At 58.1% G+C, this 17,459-nt stretch carries 16 protein-coding genes and 1 pseudogene; 6 read left to right on the top strand and 11 right to left on the bottom strand.

The genetic code is table 11. The features are described from left to right. Window positions 1-2 precede the first annotated feature (2 nt). From tssH to CWR53_RS23180, 3 genes are all read right to left on the bottom strand, one after another. The gene (tssH, locus tag CWR53_RS10215; protein ID WP_058604974.1) at window positions 3-2,657 is read right to left on the bottom strand and encodes a type VI secretion system ATPase TssH; all 2,655 of its coding nucleotides are present in this window, start codon (window positions 2,655-2,657) and stop codon (window positions 3-5) included. A 149-nt stretch (window positions 2,658-2,806) separates the two neighbouring features. Beyond that, on the bottom strand, window positions 2,807-3,310 hold the full coding sequence (locus CWR53_RS10210; RefSeq protein ID WP_012315100.1) for an Hcp family type VI secretion system effector: 504 nt from the start codon (window positions 3,308-3,310) through the stop codon (window positions 2,807-2,809). Window positions 3,311-3,326: 16 nt separating this feature from the next. Then, a complete protein-coding gene (locus CWR53_RS23180; protein WP_241493109.1) occupies window positions 3,327-3,983 on the bottom strand; it encodes an OmpA family protein in 657 nt (218 codons plus the stop codon). Window positions 3,984-4,217: 234 nt separating this feature from the next. On the opposite strand from CWR53_RS23180, the gene CWR53_RS23175 reads away from it, so the two are divergent. After that, window positions 4,218-4,382, top strand: coding sequence for a hypothetical protein (locus CWR53_RS23175; protein WP_241493110.1), 165 nt, complete (start codon window positions 4,218-4,220; stop codon window positions 4,380-4,382). 662 nt (window positions 4,383-5,044) lie between these two features. Here the strand turns inward: CWR53_RS23175 and tssL are convergent. From tssL to tssB, 4 genes are read right to left on the bottom strand one after another with little or no spacing between them, the layout of a single operon-like run. Continuing rightward, window positions 5,045-5,725 carry a type VI secretion system protein TssL, short form gene (gene tssL / locus CWR53_RS10200; RefSeq protein ID WP_100851432.1) on the bottom strand — a complete coding sequence of 227 codons (681 nt, stop codon included), beginning with the start codon at window positions 5,723-5,725 and terminating at the stop codon, window positions 5,045-5,047. After that, a complete protein-coding gene (tssK, locus tag CWR53_RS10195) occupies window positions 5,722-7,077 on the bottom strand; it encodes a type VI secretion system baseplate subunit TssK (protein WP_100851431.1) in 1,356 nt (451 codons plus the stop codon). Before tssK ends, tssL begins: the two co-directional genes overlap by 4 nt. Before the next feature lie 23 nt (window positions 7,078-7,100). Further along, the gene (gene tssC / locus CWR53_RS10190; RefSeq protein ID WP_100851430.1) at window positions 7,101-8,639 is read right to left on the bottom strand and encodes a type VI secretion system contractile sheath large subunit; all 1,539 of its coding nucleotides are present in this window, start codon (window positions 8,637-8,639) and stop codon (window positions 7,101-7,103) included. 34 nt (window positions 8,640-8,673) lie between these two features. After that, on the bottom strand, window positions 8,674-9,177 hold the full coding sequence (gene tssB, locus CWR53_RS10185) for a type VI secretion system contractile sheath small subunit (RefSeq protein WP_100851429.1): 504 nt from the start codon (window positions 9,175-9,177) through the stop codon (window positions 8,674-8,676). 570 nt (window positions 9,178-9,747) lie between these two features. Between tssB and CWR53_RS23170 the strand changes: the two are divergent. Beyond that, window positions 9,748-9,902, top strand: a pseudogene (locus CWR53_RS23170) (IS256 family transposase); the annotation flags it as partial. A gap of 150 nt (window positions 9,903-10,052) precedes the next feature. On the opposite strand, the gene CWR53_RS10175 reads toward CWR53_RS23170, so the two are convergent. Both CWR53_RS10175 and CWR53_RS10170 read right to left on the bottom strand, forming a co-directional pair. Next, window positions 10,053-10,430 carry a nuclear transport factor 2 family protein gene (locus tag CWR53_RS10175; RefSeq protein WP_100851428.1) on the bottom strand — a complete coding sequence of 126 codons (378 nt, stop codon included), beginning with the start codon at window positions 10,428-10,430 and terminating at the stop codon, window positions 10,053-10,055. A 50-nt stretch (window positions 10,431-10,480) separates the two neighbouring features. Then, the gene (locus CWR53_RS10170) at window positions 10,481-11,302 is read right to left on the bottom strand and encodes an NADPH-dependent oxidoreductase (RefSeq protein WP_100851427.1); all 822 of its coding nucleotides are present in this window, start codon (window positions 11,300-11,302) and stop codon (window positions 10,481-10,483) included. Window positions 11,303-11,561: 259 nt separating this feature from the next. On the opposite strand from CWR53_RS10170, the gene CWR53_RS23165 reads away from it, so the two are divergent. Next, window positions 11,562-11,756, top strand: a complete 195-nt coding sequence (locus tag CWR53_RS23165) for a hypothetical protein (RefSeq protein WP_258313222.1) — start codon at window positions 11,562-11,564, stop codon at window positions 11,754-11,756. On the opposite strand, the gene CWR53_RS10160 is transcribed toward CWR53_RS23165, so the two are convergent. Both CWR53_RS10160 and CWR53_RS10155 read right to left on the bottom strand, forming a co-directional pair. Further along, window positions 11,739-12,101, bottom strand: coding sequence for a hypothetical protein (locus CWR53_RS10160; protein WP_138031814.1), 363 nt, complete (start codon window positions 12,099-12,101; stop codon window positions 11,739-11,741). The two genes, CWR53_RS23165 and CWR53_RS10160, sit on opposite strands and share 18 nt — an antisense overlap. An 8-nt stretch (window positions 12,102-12,109) precedes the next feature. Continuing rightward, window positions 12,110-12,415, bottom strand: coding sequence for a DUF6482 family protein (locus tag CWR53_RS10155; protein WP_100851424.1), 306 nt, complete (start codon window positions 12,413-12,415; stop codon window positions 12,110-12,112). 240 nt (window positions 12,416-12,655) lie between these two features. Between CWR53_RS10155 and CWR53_RS10150 the strand changes: the two genes are divergently transcribed. From CWR53_RS10150 to CWR53_RS10140, 3 genes are all read left to right on the top strand, one after another. Next, entirely contained in the window at window positions 12,656-13,942 is a 1,287-nt protein-coding gene (locus tag CWR53_RS10150; RefSeq protein ID WP_100851423.1) for a DUF2254 domain-containing protein, read from the top strand. Window positions 13,943-14,227: 285 nt separating this feature from the next. Next, window positions 14,228-14,920, top strand: a complete 693-nt coding sequence (locus tag CWR53_RS10145; RefSeq protein ID WP_100851422.1) for a DUF421 domain-containing protein — start codon at window positions 14,228-14,230, stop codon at window positions 14,918-14,920. A gap of 158 nt (window positions 14,921-15,078) precedes the next feature. Continuing rightward, window positions 15,079-17,340 carry a TonB-dependent siderophore receptor gene (locus tag CWR53_RS10140; protein WP_100851421.1) on the top strand — a complete coding sequence of 754 codons (2,262 nt, stop codon included), beginning with the start codon at window positions 15,079-15,081 and terminating at the stop codon, window positions 17,338-17,340. Window positions 17,341-17,459 lie beyond the last annotated feature (119 nt).

Below are 17,459 nucleotides of genomic sequence, written 5' to 3'. Positions count from 1 at the left end.
GATCAAGCCCTCTCGGTAGCCAGCAGCGCGGGATCGTGTTCATCCGCAAAGATCAAGCTGATGCCGGTGTCTTCGCAGTACCCAAGCGTCACGGCTTGTGTTGGCTGACCGAGGGCTTGGCGCTGCAGCAACTGCTGGCTGAGCACCGGCAGGATCTGCTGGTTGAGCAAGCTATCGATGTTGCGAGCGCCGGTATCTGGCAAAAGGCAGGCGGCGACCAGCGCCTCGTAGAGCGAGTCATCAACCTCACATCGCAAGCCGTAATGACGCAGCAAGCGTTTGGCCACTTGATCGAGCTTGATGGCGACTATGCGTTTGAGTGCATCGCCCCCCAACGGGCGGAAGATCAAGGTCTGGAAGCGCGCCAACAGCGCAGGCTGGAAGTGTTCGCGTAGCACGGGACGCAGTAGCTCGTGCAGTGCCGCTTCCTCAATGTCTGGCTGCCGCTCGACACTGCCTTGCAGCAAGTCGCTGCCCAGATTGGAAGTCATCAAGATGACGGTGTTGCGGAAATCGATCTCCCTTCCTTCTCCATCACGCATGAGGCCGCGATCAAATACCTGATAGAACAGGTTGAGCACATCACGGTGAGCCTTCTCGACTTCATCCAGCAACACGACGCTATAGGGACGCTGGCGAACGGCTTCAGTGAGTACGCCGCCTTGGCCGTAGCCGACATAACCCGGCGGCGAACCCTTGAGTTGGCTGACGGTGTGCGCCTCCTGGTACTCCGACATATTCAGCGTGATCAAAGACTTCTCGCCACCGAACAGGCTGCTGGCTAATGCGTGGGCCGTCTCTGTCTTGCCGATACCACTGGTCCCGACCAGCAGGAACACGCCCATCGGTGCTTTGTCGTCAGTGAGGCCCGTTCGTGCGGCGCGCAATCGTTGGGCAATTGCAAGTAGCGCGGCGTCTTGTCCAACAACACGCTCGGCCAACTGATCTTCCAGGTTCAACAAGCTGGCATGTTCGTCCTTCAGCAAGCTGCCGAGAGGCACGCCCGTCCAGTCGGCGATCACTTCAGCCACACTGCGGGCGCATACGTCGAGTGACAGCAGTGGCCGACTGCCCTGCACGTAGTTGAGCTGCTCTTGTAGCCGAGCGCAGACAGTTGTATCGACCTGCTCGGCCTGGCGAGCCTCTAGCAGCTGATGGGTAAGGTCGAGCTCTTGCTGGTATTGCAGCACCAACGCGGCTTGCTGACTCTCCAGCTGCACCAATTGGGCAGTGATCTTCGCCAAGCGAGATTCATCCGAATTACCGGTAAGCTGTGCGTCGTCTTCCAGCGCCATCCGCTCGGCGATCAGCGCTGACTGTTGCGACTTCAGCTGAACCAGTGCGTGAGGCTCACAATCCAGACTCATGCGAACGCGGGCGCAGGCGGTATCAACCAGATCAACGGCTTTGTCTGGCAGGCGGCGCCCCGTCAGAAAGCGCCGGGACAAGCTGACCGCCGCCTGCACTGCGGCGTCTTGAACATGTACGCCGTGGTAGCTGGCATATCGCGCTTTGAGCCCTCGCAGCATCACACAGGCATTGGCATCATCCGGCTCATCGACCTTGATCATCTGGAAGCGACGCTCCAGCGCCGCATCGCGCTCGAAGTACTGCTTGTATTCACTCCAGGTGGTGGCAGCGATGGTGCGCAGCTCGCCACGCGCCAACGCCGGCTTCAGCAGATTCGCCGCGTCTGCGCCCCCAGCCTGGTTGCCAGCGCCGATCAAGGTGTGGGCTTCATCAATGAACAGCAGCACCGGAGTCTCTGACCGCTGAACAGCGTCGATCACATTTTTCAGCCGTTGCTCAAACTCGCCTTTGACCCCGGCACCCGCCTGGAGCAGCCCCAGGTCCAGCGTACGGATGCACACCGGTTTCAGGCTATCCGGGACTTCGCCGCTGGCGATGCGTAAAGCCAGCCCCTCGACCAGCGCGGTTTTGCCAACACCTGGATCGCCTACCAGAATAGGGTTGTTCTTGCGCCGACGGCTCAGCACATCGATCACCTGACGGATCTCATCGTCGCGGCCGAACACCGGATCAATCTGCCCTGCTGCAGCCTTGGCAGTAACGTCATGGCTGAACTGATCCAAGATGGCGAGTAATGCCGAATCACCACCTGTGCCGCCCACAGCCTCAGACTCTCCTCGCACTTCTGGCTTGAACAATGAACTCTGCTCTGACTGACGTTCTTCCGAATCGAATTCAAGCAGCGCTTTCACCTGCTCCGATTGCGTAGGACCGATGCTCAATGCAGGCCAAGCGGCTGAACACTTAAGCAAGTTTGGCGCTTCAAACAGTGCCCCCAGCAAGTGAACGGATCGCAACTGCTCGCAGTCGCGATCCAGCGATGCCAGCAACCAGCCATTGGTAATCAGCTGCTGCACTTCACCGCTCAGCTGAGGTTTGCTGAGAACGCTGCGCGGCAATGTGTTGAAGTGGTCAAGCAGTCCCTGCCAGATGGCATCCATATCCCACTCGTATCGGCGGGCGATGACCACGAGATCGCCCTCGCCTTGTTCAAACAGTTTCAACAGCCAGTGTTCAACGGTGATATGACTGTGCCCACGTGCCTGGCAAAGTGAAGCTGCTGCCGTGAGTGCCTGGGTACAATAGGCGTTCAGCCGGCGAAGCAGGCGTGTAGGATCGTGTGCCATACAGGGCATCCTTGTCGTCAATGATCGGCATGTCGCCACAAGTGCGAGCGCATCTGACTATCTGAGGTGTATTTGGCTGAACGCCCGCGCACGGACGCTCAACCCAAGACACTGGGAGCTGTCAACCAACTTGGGCTGAAAGCCAGGTTTTATCCAGCGGCAGCGGCGCTAGGGCGTTCATTCCAGGAATCCGAATGGATGATGTTTCCATCCTTGAAAGCCCAAGTGATCTTCTCGTAGCGCAACTCGACCAATTCCAAGTGATTGTGTTTCTCTTTCGCTGGATCTTTGACGTCGTGCATTTTTGGAGCAACTTTCACGACCTTGACGTTTTCCAGTTTGGTGTTGAAATACTCCACCTCCTGCCCGGCATCATTGATTTTGTACCATTTGAATTCCGCTTCTTTAAGCGTCTGCCCGGTCGTCACGGCCTTGTAGAGGTAAGGAGAAGAGGCGTCTATCTCCTTGGTGAAAACAAAAGGTGTATGGATACGCGTACCGGTTAATTTGCCGGTATTGTTATCGGTTGGGATATACAGATCATGATCTTGACCGACGACTTCAACACTACCTTCGCGGCCTTTTACATCCACCGAGCCTTTGATATCGGCCCCGCCGTCGTCTTTCAGCCACAGATAAACAGGAATAGCCATTTAGAAGTTCCTCATTTCAAACGTTGGGCGTCGCGAAGTGCGACAGGGGTTGCAATCCCGAGACCGTAGCCGAGGACTGACAAGCCCCCGCTTCCGGCACCAGGCGAATTTCAACTCGGCGATTGGCCGACCGTCCTTGTTCCGTGTCGTTGCTTGCAACGGGCTCACTCGCCCCCAAGCCTTGTACTGCGAAGCAGTTGCTGGGTATGTCACCCATGTGTTGAATCCAGTCGTGAACCGCAGCGGCGCGTGCTCGCGACAAGCGCAGGTTCTGTTCGTCACTGCCCGTCGCATCCGTGTGGCCTGTGATCACGATCAACCAGCCTGGCTGTGCCTTGATGCCCGCAAACGCATTCACCAGGAACTTGGTCGACTCTGGCTTCAACTGCGCGCTGCCACTGTTGAACAGCGACAAGCTGTCCAGGCGAACCGTGCGTGGCTTGTCAGGCACGCCTTGAGGCACGGTCGGCATGCGGTGGCCGTTGATCGCAGCCAGCAGTGAAGGACGTAATCTTTCGCCTTGATACAGCCCGAGACCAAGTGACCACGGCTCGCCCTGGCGGTAGTAGTGATCCAGGCGCTGCGCATCCTGGCGAAGCACCATCATTGCCTCCTGGCGCTGCGATACGTTGGCCGAATCGGGGCTCAGCGAAGCGGTGCTGTAACGCCGCAAATCATCGGTGACCTGACGTATCAGGAGCGTGTTTTGCCTCGCCGAGCTGATCAATGCGACGCACGCCGCTAGCCCCAACAACCAGACCCCAATCACCACGGCCCTGCTACGCGGACTGTACGGAGCCCTGCCGGGCAGCAAATGAAGCAGTGCATCAGGAAAGGGTAACGACGCGCTTGCGTGATTAGCCCCATCACGAATGTAGGAAAGGCCGGTCCGCTGCTGGAGCCAACGGTGCCAAAGACTGCCGTCACGCGCCCCCTCAGCCCTGGGAACAAATGCAACCGCAAGGGTGAGCGCAGTTTCGATCTGCTGACGGGGATTTCCTATGTCTATTTCCGGCAAGCACGCTTCGTTCAGCCAACCGACGGCAGCGTTCAACTGCACCGTGATGCGTAGTCGATCAGCCTGGTGCTCAGGATCTTTGCCCCTGCGCTGCCATTCGGACAGACTCAGGCACTCACCCGCCTCTCGTACCCGCACACTCGACTCTTCAGCCTCCCAACTGAACCAGGGCGAAAGCCCAGCCGCACTCTGGAAATAGCTCACAATCAGCAGCGGAAGCGGTATACCTCGCTTGCGCAGTATCGCGAGCTGATGGCACAAGCTTCGAATCTGGTTCGCAAGCACTGCGCCGTCAGTATGGGCACTGGGGGTTACGACCCACATGACGCTGAGCTGCCCATCCCACTCTGGCCGCTCCAGCAAGAGTTCGGCTACGGTTGCGGGCACCTTCGAAAGGTCGGGCACTGGCACGTAACACCCCCCCCCAGTTACTCGTGGAACCAACTGCTCGGCAGACGAGTCCTCAAACAGCTCAGCCAGGCAATCACCGACCACCAGAACAACGGGATGACGATACGATCCAGCAGGCAGGCTGACACCGCTGCGTTTACCGCTAGCACGTGATAGGCGGCGCCAACCCACCGCCACCAACGCACTGACTAGCAGAGCCGCGATGGCTTGAACCCCTGCAGCCAGCGGCAAGATGGCAATCAACAACAAGGACAGCGCACCGGCCCATAGCCAAAGCCCTTGTTTGTGTCTCTGCGGCATTACGCTCACTCCTGCACCGGCAAGAGTGAGGCCACTGCCTCACCTAACGCGTTATCAAGCCCCCACCAGGCGCCGACCAGCAGGGCAGCGGCCATCACGATGTGAACCAGCGGAGCGCGCAGCCATCCCCAGATCGGCATCCGTGGACCAGTGTCTAGCGGGATGACCAGTGATTGGCTTGTGACCAGAGGTGGCACCTTGACAGAGATGGCAGTCAACAACTGCTGCCGCTCCGGGTGATTGGCATCTCGATAGCGGCCGAGGAAGCCAAGCATCAGCACCCGCTGAAAGACCGTGAGTACGTGAGGGTGCACAGAAGCTTCGCGCAGCGCAGTGCGCATATCTTCGTAGAGCGACTCACCCGCCTGGTGACTGCTGAAGAACTTTGCCTGCAAGGTCTCCATCGCCCAGTCCTCATGGGCTCTGCCCTCGGCGCAAGCAAGTACCGTCTCGTCCAGAAGGGCACATTGCGCATGGCTGATCAGCTCGATACTACGGCGATCCAGGCCGCCCTCTTGAAGCGTGGCGCGCACATGTTCCACATCGGCAACGCAGCGTGACCACAGCTCTGGACTGGGGTGCGCCTCGGTACCGTGTCGCAACTCGACCACCAACAGATAGGTATCCTGTAGCAGCGCGTCGATATCCACCGTGACTGCGGCGCGCTTTTGTGTCGCACGATTCATGAGCGCAGCACCGCGAACAATTCGAGTTGGACATCCTGAAACACACTCGGGACATAGAGCGCACAGACCCCATCAGCCAACATCGCACGCCCTTTTGCATGACTGAGGTCGAGTGCGAAGTACTGATTCTCCAGCCGCAACGGTATTGCCGCCGGCACATGGCTCAAAGGTTTAAGAGGAACGCCATCGAGCGCCGCATTGACGAGATGGTCCACATCATTGGGGGAACCGACCTTGCACAGCCGGGGGAACTGGCTTTGATTTTGAACGGCCGGCAGCCGGCAGCGAACCGAGAGATAGAAGTCAGCACCTTCTGGCTCAAGCAAGCGTGGATCGCTCAGGGAAACCTGCCAACGGTTTGCACTGCGTGCCTCCAGGGACAAGGCCAGCACACGTGAGGGCAGGCTCGCCTCCATCAATGTAGAAAGGGTACGCATCAACGGCGGTAAAACCGCCTCCAGATCTGCGTGCTGATAGGCAGGTATGTCCTCTATGTGCTGGTCTAACGAGAAGGTCAGCAGACCACCTGCGAACTTCACCAACTGCTGATACACCTGTTCCGGATGCCGACCAGGCTGCGCTTTCAGGTCAGCCAGCACCGGCTGATACGTGTTAAGCGCATTGAGTAACCAGAACAAGGTGACATCCGCAACAGCGAAATCCGCCATGCGCTGGTTGCTCTCTCGACGCATCCCCATCAACCGCTCACGCTTGGCGGACAGCTGGGTCAGCAAGTTGTCGAGCTGAAGCAACAACCCGGCATGAGCATCAAACCTCAACAAGGGCGGGATGTAGGTATCATCAATTACCCACCCATCCCGGCCATCACGCAGCAAACGAGCCACCGGGCAGGTCAAGTAATCGGCATTATCGTCGTCAGCCAGGCGCAAGCTCAGCGCCTGTTCGAGCACGCTGATTGACTGTATTTCACCAGTGTAGAGATCCTTGGTATCACGCCATTTCTGGTGATACCTGACGGGCCGCTCGGCGCTGTTGCCCTCAAACAGGCAGTTGTTACCATGGGCCTGTTCCAGGGGCAAAGCGAGCACAACCGTGGTCTTCTGGATATCACCGGGCAATACCCGAGAGAGTTCCAGAGCACCGGGCAGTCGATCCAACCGATCGGTGTCAATCAAAGTACCGTCTGGCAGGCACAACTGAAGCCGAGTGGCCATCAGCTTGCCCAACCTCAGCGCCTCTGCATCAAACGCTACATGGCGAATGCCCCAGGGGTGAACCAGGGCCAGTGAAGCAATACTCTGATTTGTCCACGATTCAAAGCGGGCCTGCTGCTGAAATTGCTGCGCAGACAACACCACTCCAGACGCCCATAAAGGCCGATCGATCTTCACGTCATACACTCCTGCAACCGCAATCAAGATTTTGCTTTGGGCATCTGCGAAACCAAGGAGAGGTTGATGTCCATACCCTCAACCTGGAAATGCGGCACAGCAAACAACTTGACCCTGAAGAAGCCCGGGTTGTCATCAATGTCTTCGACAACTACTTTTGCTTGTCTCAGCGGGTGAGAGGCTTGCAGGTCATCGCCTGGATCGGTCATCTCGGTGACCAAGCCACTGACCCACCTATTGAGTTCCAACTCCAACAGGCGTCGGTCTTTGGTGGTACCGATATTCTCCCGCTGGATCAGTTTCAAATAATGAGCAATACGTGAAAGCAAGAACACATACGGCAACCGTGAATTGATACGGCTATTGGCCGTGGCCTCCGCTGTGTCATAGATGGCCGGCTTGTGCGCTGAGTTGGCTGAGAAGAAACATGCGTAGTCACGATTCTTGTAATAGGAGAGCGGAATCAAGCCCAGATTGGCAAACTCAAACTCTCGGGTCTCCGGGATCATCACTTCCGAAGGGATTTTAACTTGACTACCTGTCCCCATGTCGTATAAATGGATCGGCAAGTTCTTGACAGCGCCACCGGACTGCGGCCCTCGTATCTGAACGCACCAGCCATTGGCGATAAAGCTTTTGACCATGTTGGCTGCGAATGCAAATGTCGAACTCACCCACAGGTATTTGCTGTGGTCCGGCCCCTTAACCTGTTCCACATAATTAAAGAGTCGCACCGGGTTTGTGTCAGGCCCATAAGGCAGGCGCCCCAACACACGGGGCATCGTCGGCCCCACGTATCGGGCGTCATCGCTTTGCGCAAAGGCATGCCATTTAATGTATTCAGCGCGATCCATGTAGTTGCCGATATCCTTGATCGCAGCAACTTCTTCCATGGTGTCCTTGCCGAAGAACGCCGGGCCAACCGAGCACAAGAAGGGCATATGCGCCGCGGCTGCCACTTTCGAAACATTGCGCAACAGCGCGATATCTTGCGCCCCTCGTCCAAATTCGTAATTCGAAACCGCCGCCGCGATAGGCTCACCGCCAGGCGTATCGTATTCCTGAGTATAGGTATGCAGATACATTCCGCTTTGAGCGATCTCAGGCGCGTCCTCAAAGTCCTGCATCAAATGCTCTTTGCTGATATCCAGCAGCTCTATCCGAACGTTCTGACGAAAATCCGTTTGATCAATCAACGACTTCGCGCCACGCCAGATTGATTCGACCCGCTGAAAATCCGGATGATGCATGACCGCATCCAGCTGGCTGCTGATCTGAGCATCAATCGAGGCGATGTGCTCATCTAGCAGAGCCCTGTCCAGTTTCTCCACCCTCGGAGAGACTTGCTTGAGGCGGTCCAGAAAAACGCTCACCGATGCAGTCACGCGCTCATTAGCTGTGGCTTCTGACAATGCATCGACACTTTGGAACACCTCGATACCGCCCATCTGACCAAGCGGCTCAAGATTTATTCTTTCACACAGCGCGTGATAGACGCTCTGGCTCTCTTCCACCTGCACAGTGGCGCCACGCGATTGCGCAGAAGATTGTTCTTCGGACATTTATTAGCTTCCCGTCTGTCGAGATGATGGTTTTCTAGCGCTTGCTTTGCGGTGCAAGGGCAGCGAGTTCCTTAAGCAGCTCGTCACTTAGCGCTTCATCTTTAAGAATCCGCTCCAGTTCAGCTCGGAACGTTGCGTTGTCCAGAAGATTGGCCTTCAACTCACGCAGCAGGTTTCGCATCGCCAACAGTGCACGCAACTGGGGGATCTGCCGAGCAACCTGCTCTGGCTCGAAGTCCTTCATGCGCTGAAAACTCAGTTCGACCGGTGTCTCGCCGCCGTCGCCCGACAGCTTATCTTCAACAACAAGCTTGAGACTCGGAGATAGGTCGGACAGCACACTGTCGAAATTATTTTTGTTGATATTGACTTTCGGCCGCTCTGACAGCGGACGCTGCTCCTTGCCGTTGCTGTAGTCCCCCATCAGCATGAGCTTCAGCGGAAGTTCCACCTTGCGCTGGGCGCCGCCTGTATGCAGATCTAGCTTGATATTGACTCGTGCCTTTGGCACCTCATTTTGAAAACTATTTGAAGCCATGCCGCCTCCTGCAAACCGGGATTCCTGGAGGGACCAGCGCTCTCTGAAAAGCGCCACCCAACCCCAACAAAACGGATCAAATATAATTGAGTGAATTTCGAGATAACGTTTGACCAGCAGCACTACCCGGAAGTGCTTCACTGACAAACATGGCGCATCTTTTCTTGCTGCGCTAGCCCCTTTAAAAAAAAGGGAATATTCCTACATCTCATTACTTAAATGCCCACAAGCCTCCGAACCGGCATGCCAAAGCACCAAAACTGCATTCAGAAAAATGCAGCCCTAGCACTACCGCTGAGCTGACCCATATCAATAAAAATATCCCCAGTGAAACGATTTCCTGTCATACACTAGGCGAGTATTATTTCCATCCCGTCACACTTAATCGGCAATTTCTTACAATCTGGGTGTCGGAAATTTTTTGTTCGGGCATCACATTAGCAAGAGGTGCGTGTATACCAACCAAAAGATATACCTGCGTGACCTGCCCCAAATCTCTAAAGAGCTGCCAGAGCAGCTCGGTGAGGCCTGACGGCTGCGGAAACTAACGAGGATACCCTCGGCGTTTGGGGTCATCTCCCGAACGATGAAGCAACTACCCAGCTGATCTGGCTGGGTCTGAGAAACATCAAGGGAACTGGGGGCTCAGCAGCGCACGCTTGGAAAGTGCAATGAATCGATTCGCAATTTTGTACGGGGATCGGTGCATCAGGCCACCCTGGTGAAAACAGGGTCTGCCGGACGGCAGGCGGGAGTGTCATTTTTTCGAGTGCAGGCCGGTAGCGGCCTCACGTGGTCAGACCAAGCGGCAGACGCCATCCCGCTGCCGCCTGCCTCCTCAAGCATTCAAAAAGATTGCTGGCGACCGCGAGCGATCATAACGCCCATGTCTCATGCAAATGACGCCACTTCACCCGATCCTCTATCGATACCAACAATGCCGTCGATACCCGTACCGTCTCGCTCTTACCTTCGGCTCTATGTATCTCCCGATACCTGACCATCGCACCATCAGCCCATTGATGCAGGGTCTCTAAATCCCTGAGCTCGATACTCAGCCCCGGCTGACTGCCCGCGTTCCGATTAAAAAGCTGCTCTACATCCCGCAGCTCGAACTGCAGCCCTCCGGGTGAAACCATCGAAAAATCCGCAATGAAGTGCTGCATCATCGCTTCAACCGAACCCTCGCCCCGGGCAAACCGTGCTTCGATCAGGTGGTGCAAGTCCACAACTTCCTGAAGATAGCTATTCATTAGAGTCCCTCTAAACGAAGGTGCGCGGTGATCGGTCGGTTGATACCGCCTCACCGCAACCCGAACCCCATCCGCTTCAACTCATCAAACAGCGCTTCCCGCCCATGCAAGCTGGCAACGCTCCGCAGCCGGCTGACGATCTGTTCCGACCACCCCAAGGCCTTCATGCCTTCACGCTGGTAGAAGGCCCCCAGGCGCTCGTCGTAACAGGACAGCAAGCTCTGCTCCTGAGCGGTCGAATACGTCTCATGGTGCAGTACAACTTCCTGCGGTAGCCGCGGCTTGACCTTCGCGGGCCGATCCACAGAGGGATAGCCGACACACAAGCCAAACACGGGATAGACATGAGCAGGCAAGTCCAACTCCGCGGTCACCCCTTCGATGTCGTTACGAATGCCGCCTATGTAAACGCTCCCCAGTCCCAGGGACTCCAAGGCAACGACCGCGTTCTGCGCAGCGAGGGCTGCATCGATGGTGCCTAGCAATAAGCTTTCAAGATAAGGCAGCGCTTCTAGTGCCACCCCATGCTGCTGGCCAATGCGCGACACCCGTGACAAGTCGGCAAGCCAGACCAGAAACAGCGGCGCCTGGTGAATATAAGCCTGATTGCCCGCCAGCACCGACAGCCGTTGCTTGCGGCCGGGATCTTGAACGGCCACCACGCTCCAGACCTGAAGGTTCGAAGAGGTGGACGCAGACTGGGCAGCGGCGATCAAGGTGTCCAACGTACCGTCAGGCAGCGATTGGTCCGCAAATGCCCGTACGCTGCGATGGTCGAGCAACTGCTCGATCACTGCATTGCATTGGGTGAGCGGCGATACCTCTTCGGTACCATAGCGGGCGGCAAGTTTTGATCGGCTATCGGCTGTCATACGATTCCTCCAGAAAGATAGGAGGCTATCAAAAAACTACCCCGCGCACATAACGGGTGTTGTAGTCTCTCAGACTACTGGCTGGCTCAAGTACCATGGGCTAACTGACTTGCAACCCAATCGAGTACGGACCATCAGCGTGACGACACCTTCCCTGGCAACTCGTGAGGTCTACCAGATACTGCGCGATATCGCCCTCGGGATCCGGAACTTACAGCGCGTAAGCGAACCAGGCTGGACAGAAATAGCCTGTGGATCCATGACCGTGCAAGCAGACGGCTGGATACTCACCGTGCGCAATGAAGCCGGTGCGTTAGATCACCTCATCAGCTGTTTCAGCCCCGACGGCCGTGCTTACTCATTCAGCGCCCATCACCACTACGGCACCGACCCGGTCGCGTTGATGAGCACTTGGGAGCACGCCCAGTTGCTGCGGTTACTCGGCGCGGCCTAGCCCCTGTACGGAAAGCTTTGCTACCGTCCGTTCCCAACACTGTGCGATCTCATCACCCACCGCCCCGCAGCGCGCAACTGCCGGCGCGAACGGCCGCACCTTAACGTGCTCGACCAAGAACTCATCCGTCCAGCCTGCCCACTCGCCGGCCATGGACCTGAGGTTCCAATGCAATGCCGGATACAATTCATGCCACAGAATGCTGTGCAATTGATCAAGCCTGTAGGGGCTCTGGGCCATGACCCTTGCCACCCACGCCAGGCTCGACTCTGTCAGTTCGGTGTCCAGAAAGAACTGCGACAGGGCTTGCCAGGCTTGCAGGCGGCTCTTGTCTATCGTTTGCACCGGCTGAGCTACCACTGCTCTGCCAGCGTCACGGGCACGCGCAGCGGCGCCAGGGGACCATCGCGCTGGCCGCACATCTCGTCATGCACCACATGCTGCACCAGCATGCATGGCACAGGCGGCACATCGGCCAGTAGCACGCGCAGCTCCGTCATCGACCGCAGGCGCACCGCCTGCCCCTGGGCATCGCTGAACGTCTGCGGACCGTCGGCCGTCAACGCACGCAGTACGTAAAAGCCGCCTTCGAGCGACAGCAGTTCGAGTTCGTTGACGGTGCCGGCAGTGGCCAGTTGCTTCAGTTGCTCTAGGTTCATGGCTAATACTCCATCCGGCAGGCGCGGCCTGCATCGGGCTTGATGGATAACGTCGAGCGCTCGGACTTATACAAATCCAGCGCCTTGTATAAGGATACCGCAGCGCTGCCGTCGTTCCGTCTCGTTTGCAAAACCCGAACACGGGTCGCGAAACTATCTGCACCCACTTGAACTCAATCGTGGCGATGCCGCAGTGCTTCATCCTGCACGCGGCCTACCTACTGAGGAAGATTGACCACCATGATCGCTCGCTGGCGTTGGGCACTTGCGCAAACGACGAAAAGGCTATGGTTTCGCGCCAGCCTGTTTTCCCTGATCGGTGTACTCACCGCGCTGCTGGCCATTGCCTTGCGCGACATGGTGCCGGCGTCGTTGCCGGCGAAAGTCGGGGCGGACTCGGTCGACAAGATCCTGGGCATCATCGCCTCCAGCATGCTGGCGGTGACCACGTTTTCGCTCAGCACCATGGTATCGGCCTACAGCGCCGCCAGCAGTGGCGTGACACCACGCGCGACCAGCCTGGTAATGGAGGACGCCACTACTCAGAACGCCCTGGCGACGTTCATTGGCTCTTTTCTGTTCAGCCTGGTGGGCATCATTGCCCTGAGTACGGGCATTTACGGTGCCCAGGGCCGTGTGGTGTTGTTTGCAGTGACCTTGGTGATGATCGTACTGATCGTGTACACCCTGCTGCGCTGGATCGATCACTTGTCCAAACTTGGCCGCGTCGGGGAAACCATCGACCGCGTGGAGGACGCGGCCATTACAGCGCTCAAGCGCCGCGCGCAGTGGCCTTACCTGGGGGCACAACCCTACACGGATGCTACGCAGGTTGACCCGGACGCAGTGCCGATTCCCTGCGATGACATCGGTTATGTACAACACGTCGATGTCAGCGCTCTCGCCCACGCAGCCGACAAGTACAATGCCGTAATCTACCTGGAAGTGCTGCCGGGCAGTTTCGTGCATCACGGTACGGTACTGGCACGCGCCGTGTGCAGCGTTCAGGCAGGCAATACCGCAGAACTTGAAGCTGAGATTCTGGCTGCAGTGACGCTCGGGGCACGGCGCACCTATGGCCAGGACCCGCGCTTCGGGCTCTCGGTGCTGGCAGAGATAGCTTCACGCGCGCTGTCTCCTGCGACCAACGACTCTGGCACGGTTATCGACGTCATAGGCCGTGGAGTACGCTGCTTTTCCACATGGGCACGGCAAGCGCCGAATACTACGACCGATGGCCAGTTTCAGAACGTGCATGTGCGCGGTTTAACGGTCGACGACATGTTTGATGACTTCTTCACCCTGATTGCACGGGACGGTGCTGGCTTGCTGGAAGTGGACATCCGTTTGGTAAAAGCCCTGGGGAGCCTGGCTCGCATCGCGCCTGATCGTTTTGGCCAAGCATGCATCGCGCATGTGGATTTGTTGCTCAAGCGGGCGGAGCAGGCATTGTCGTTGGAAGAGGACAAGCAGCGATTGCGGACGTTGGTCCAGAATCTGGAATGGCCACGGGCGCAACTGCCTTGAGGGTCATCTCACAATCTGACCGTTCATCGGCTTTGCCGCAAAAATTAGCGCTCTACACAATGGGGACTTTTATTTCACCGAATTTTCACGTTGCCAAGTGGATTATCAACTCATCCCCATGAGAAAGACTTAAGCCCGACTAGCAGCGGGCTTTCTTTTGCCCGCTCGAAAATCCCCCTCCTTTAAATGCCACCCTCCCTTGCTCGGCCCATGGCGACGCCCAAGCTGAACCGTGGGTATTACCCTCAGGTCAATTGATCACAAGGTGGCGATGGAGGGCGCTTGATGGAGTCATTCGATCTGCACAGGATGCTGCTGGGTGACTTGCCCGTCACGTTTCTAATGGAAGTGATGATGCGCGTGGTTGCGGCCTTTCTCGCCGTGTTTCTGTTTCTGAAGTTCAGCGGCAGGCGTGGCATCAAGCAGCTTTCGCGCTTCGAACTGGTCGTTATCCTCACCCTGGGTTCGGCCGCTGGCGACGTGACCTTCTACGAAGATGTGCCATTGCTGCCAGTGGCCCTGGTGTTCGTCACGCTACTGCTCCTGTATCGCGGTACGATCTACCTGATGCGCCGGAGTAAGACGTGCGAAGCCTGGATCGACGGCCTCCCGATCACTGTCGTCAAGGACGGGCAGTACGAAATTCACTCGTTGCGCAACCTAAACATATCCTCCAACGAGTTGTTCATGGAGCTGCGCCAGCAAGGGGTGGAGCACCTGGGCCAGGTGCGGTTGGGTTTGCTTGAGACCGACGGCGAACTGAGCCTCTACTTCTACGAAGCCGAAGACACTCAGCCGGGACTGTCAGTGCTGCCACCTGAACACCGCCTGGAATTCGACGCCCCACCTTCAGCAGGTTTGTATTGCTGCGTCAGTTGTGGTCTGCCGGTACAGCACCAACTTCATGACGTCATTGCCTGCCCGCGCTGTGGCCATCGCAGTTGGTCACCCGCCCTGACGACCACCCGCACCCGGTAGTGGCCGGCACCCACGAGATCCGTGAGCAATCATCGAGTTACAACTTGATTCCGGAGTTGCAAACAAAAGCTTAGCGATAACGATTCCCACTCGCTATAATTTTGCGCTTTGCTGCAAGGCCACTTCCTGTCGTCCCAATTCCTTGATCAGGTTCTCACATGCCCTTCCCGAATTTTGCCCGCAAGCCTGCGTTGCACACTGTCGTCTGGTTGCCCCTGGGGTTGGTCGCGAGCGTGGCGTCACCGCTCGCTTTTGCCCAGAACGCACTGGAAATACCGGTGCCGGTCGCACAGCCCGTGAATGCGGCCGGCGCCACCGGTACGGTTCTGGAGCTTGAAGAAACCGCAGTCTCGGCCAGCGCCGACGCCTCCAGGGATGGCTTGGTACCCGAATATGAAGGGGGCCAGGTAGCCCGCGGTGGGCGCGTTGGCATCCTGGGCAACAAGGACTACATGGAGACGCCCTTCACATCCACCTCCTATACCAATCAACTGATCCAGGACCAGCAGGCGCACAGCGTCGCAGACATTCTGCAGAACGACCCTTCCGTGAGAGTCGCCCGTGGCTTCGGCAACTTCCAGGAACTCTATGTCATGCGCGGCTTCCCGCTGTATTCCGATGACATCGCCTACAACGGCCTCTATGGCCTGCTGCCGCGTCAATATGTGGCGGCGGAGTTCATCGAGCGGGTCGAGGTATTCCGCGGGGCCAATGCCTTCCTCAACGGCGCTGCCCCCGGCGGCACCGGCATCGGCGGCGCCATCAACATCCTGCCCAAGCGCGCCCCGAACGAGCCCCTCACCCGGCTGACCGCTGGCGTTGAAAACCGGGACTTCGGTACCGTTTCGGCCGACGTGGCGCGGCGCTTCGGGGAGCAAGACCGTTTTGGCGTTCGCGTGAACGTGGCCAAGCGCGACGGGGAGACGGCGGTACAGGACCAGGACCGCTCCCTGGACATGTTCGCCCTGGGCCTGGACTACCAAGGCGAGCGTCTGCGGCTTTCGGCCGACATCGGCCACCAGTACCATTTCATCGACAACCCGCTGCCCAGCGTCACCCCTACAGGCCGCGTACCCAGCCCGCCGGATGCCGACAAAAACTACGGCCAGCCCTGGACGTACTCCAAGGAGAAGCAAACATTCGGCACCTTCCGTGCCGAGTATGACCTCTCCGATGCACTCACCACCTGGGCTGCCATCGGCATGCGCAAGGGGGAAGAGAAGAACGTGCTGGCCAACCCCTCCTCCGACGCCAATGGCGTGACCCGTTCGACGCGCTTCGACAACTACCGGGAAGAGACCGTGGCCACCGGTGAGGTAGGCATGCGCTACACCCTGCAAACAGGTCCGGTATCGCATCAGTGGGTGCTGTCCGGCTCGATGTTCGACAACAAGGACCGCAATGCCTGGGCGGGTAATTTCGGTGGTTTTGCCAACGATCTCTATGACCCGGTGTATGTCGCCAAGCCCGACAACACCAGTTTCAGTGGCGACATGTCCGACCCACATGTGACCGCGAGAACCCGTACCCAAAGCCTGGCCATCGCTGACACTCTAGGGTTCTTCAATGATCAGTTGCTGATCACTCTGGGGGCTCGTCGGCAAGGGCTGGACGTGACAGGTTACGACTACAATTCCGGCGACAAGACATCCAAGTACAAACGCTATGAAACCACGCCGGTTGCCGGCGCGGTGTATCAAATCAACGAGCAGTTCTCGGTATACGCCAACTACATCGAGGGCTTGACCAAGGGCGATACCGCCGGCGCCACCACTACCCTGCCTGACGGCTCCAGAGCGCCGGTGCTCAATGCCGGCGCCTCCCTGGCGCCCTACGTGGCCAAACAGACCGAAGTGGGCGTGAAGTATGACGGTGGTGGCCTCGGTGGCAGCCTGGCGGTGTTCGAGACGCGCAAGCCGGTCGGCATCGTCGAGGACCAGGTCTTCAAAGAAGGCGGCGAACAACGCAACCGCGGGATCGAGTTGTCGGTGTTCGGCGAGCCGACGCCCGGCGTGCGTCTGCTCGGCGGCGTCACCCTCCTCGATGCTGAGCTCACCAAGACCCAGAACGGTCAGGACGACGGCAACCAGGCCATCGGCGTGCCCAAGACCCAGGCCAACATCGGTGGCGAATGGGACGTGCCAGGTGTGAACGGCCTGACCCTGACCAGCCGAGTGGTCTACACCGGCCGTCAGTACATCAACAATGCCAATAACCTCGAGATCCCTTCATGGACGCGGCTGGACCTGGGGGCCCGCTATGGCTTCAAAGTCGACGAGAAGGACGTGACCCTGCGTGCGCGTCTGGACAACGTGGCCGGTCGTGACTATTGGGCTTCCGCTGGCGGGTATCCAGGCTCGAACTATCTGGTACTCGGTGCGCCACGTACGCTGTCTCTAAGTGCGTCGGTCGATTTCTGACCGCGCACGTCGCACGACCTAGCCCCCCCCCGACGGCAAGCGTTGTGCCATGCACCGCTTCAGGGCTGCTTCGCAGCCCGTCGCCGTCAGGCCGGGCCCCTCACAACTTAGAGCCAATG

It is taken from the genome of Pseudomonas sp. SGAir0191 (genome assembly GCF_002812565.2).
GTDB lineage: Bacteria > Pseudomonadota > Gammaproteobacteria > Pseudomonadales > Pseudomonadaceae > Aquipseudomonas > Aquipseudomonas parafulva_B.
The sequence above is the reverse complement of the archived record's forward strand: the minus strand, read 5'-3'. Positions and strand labels throughout refer to the sequence as shown.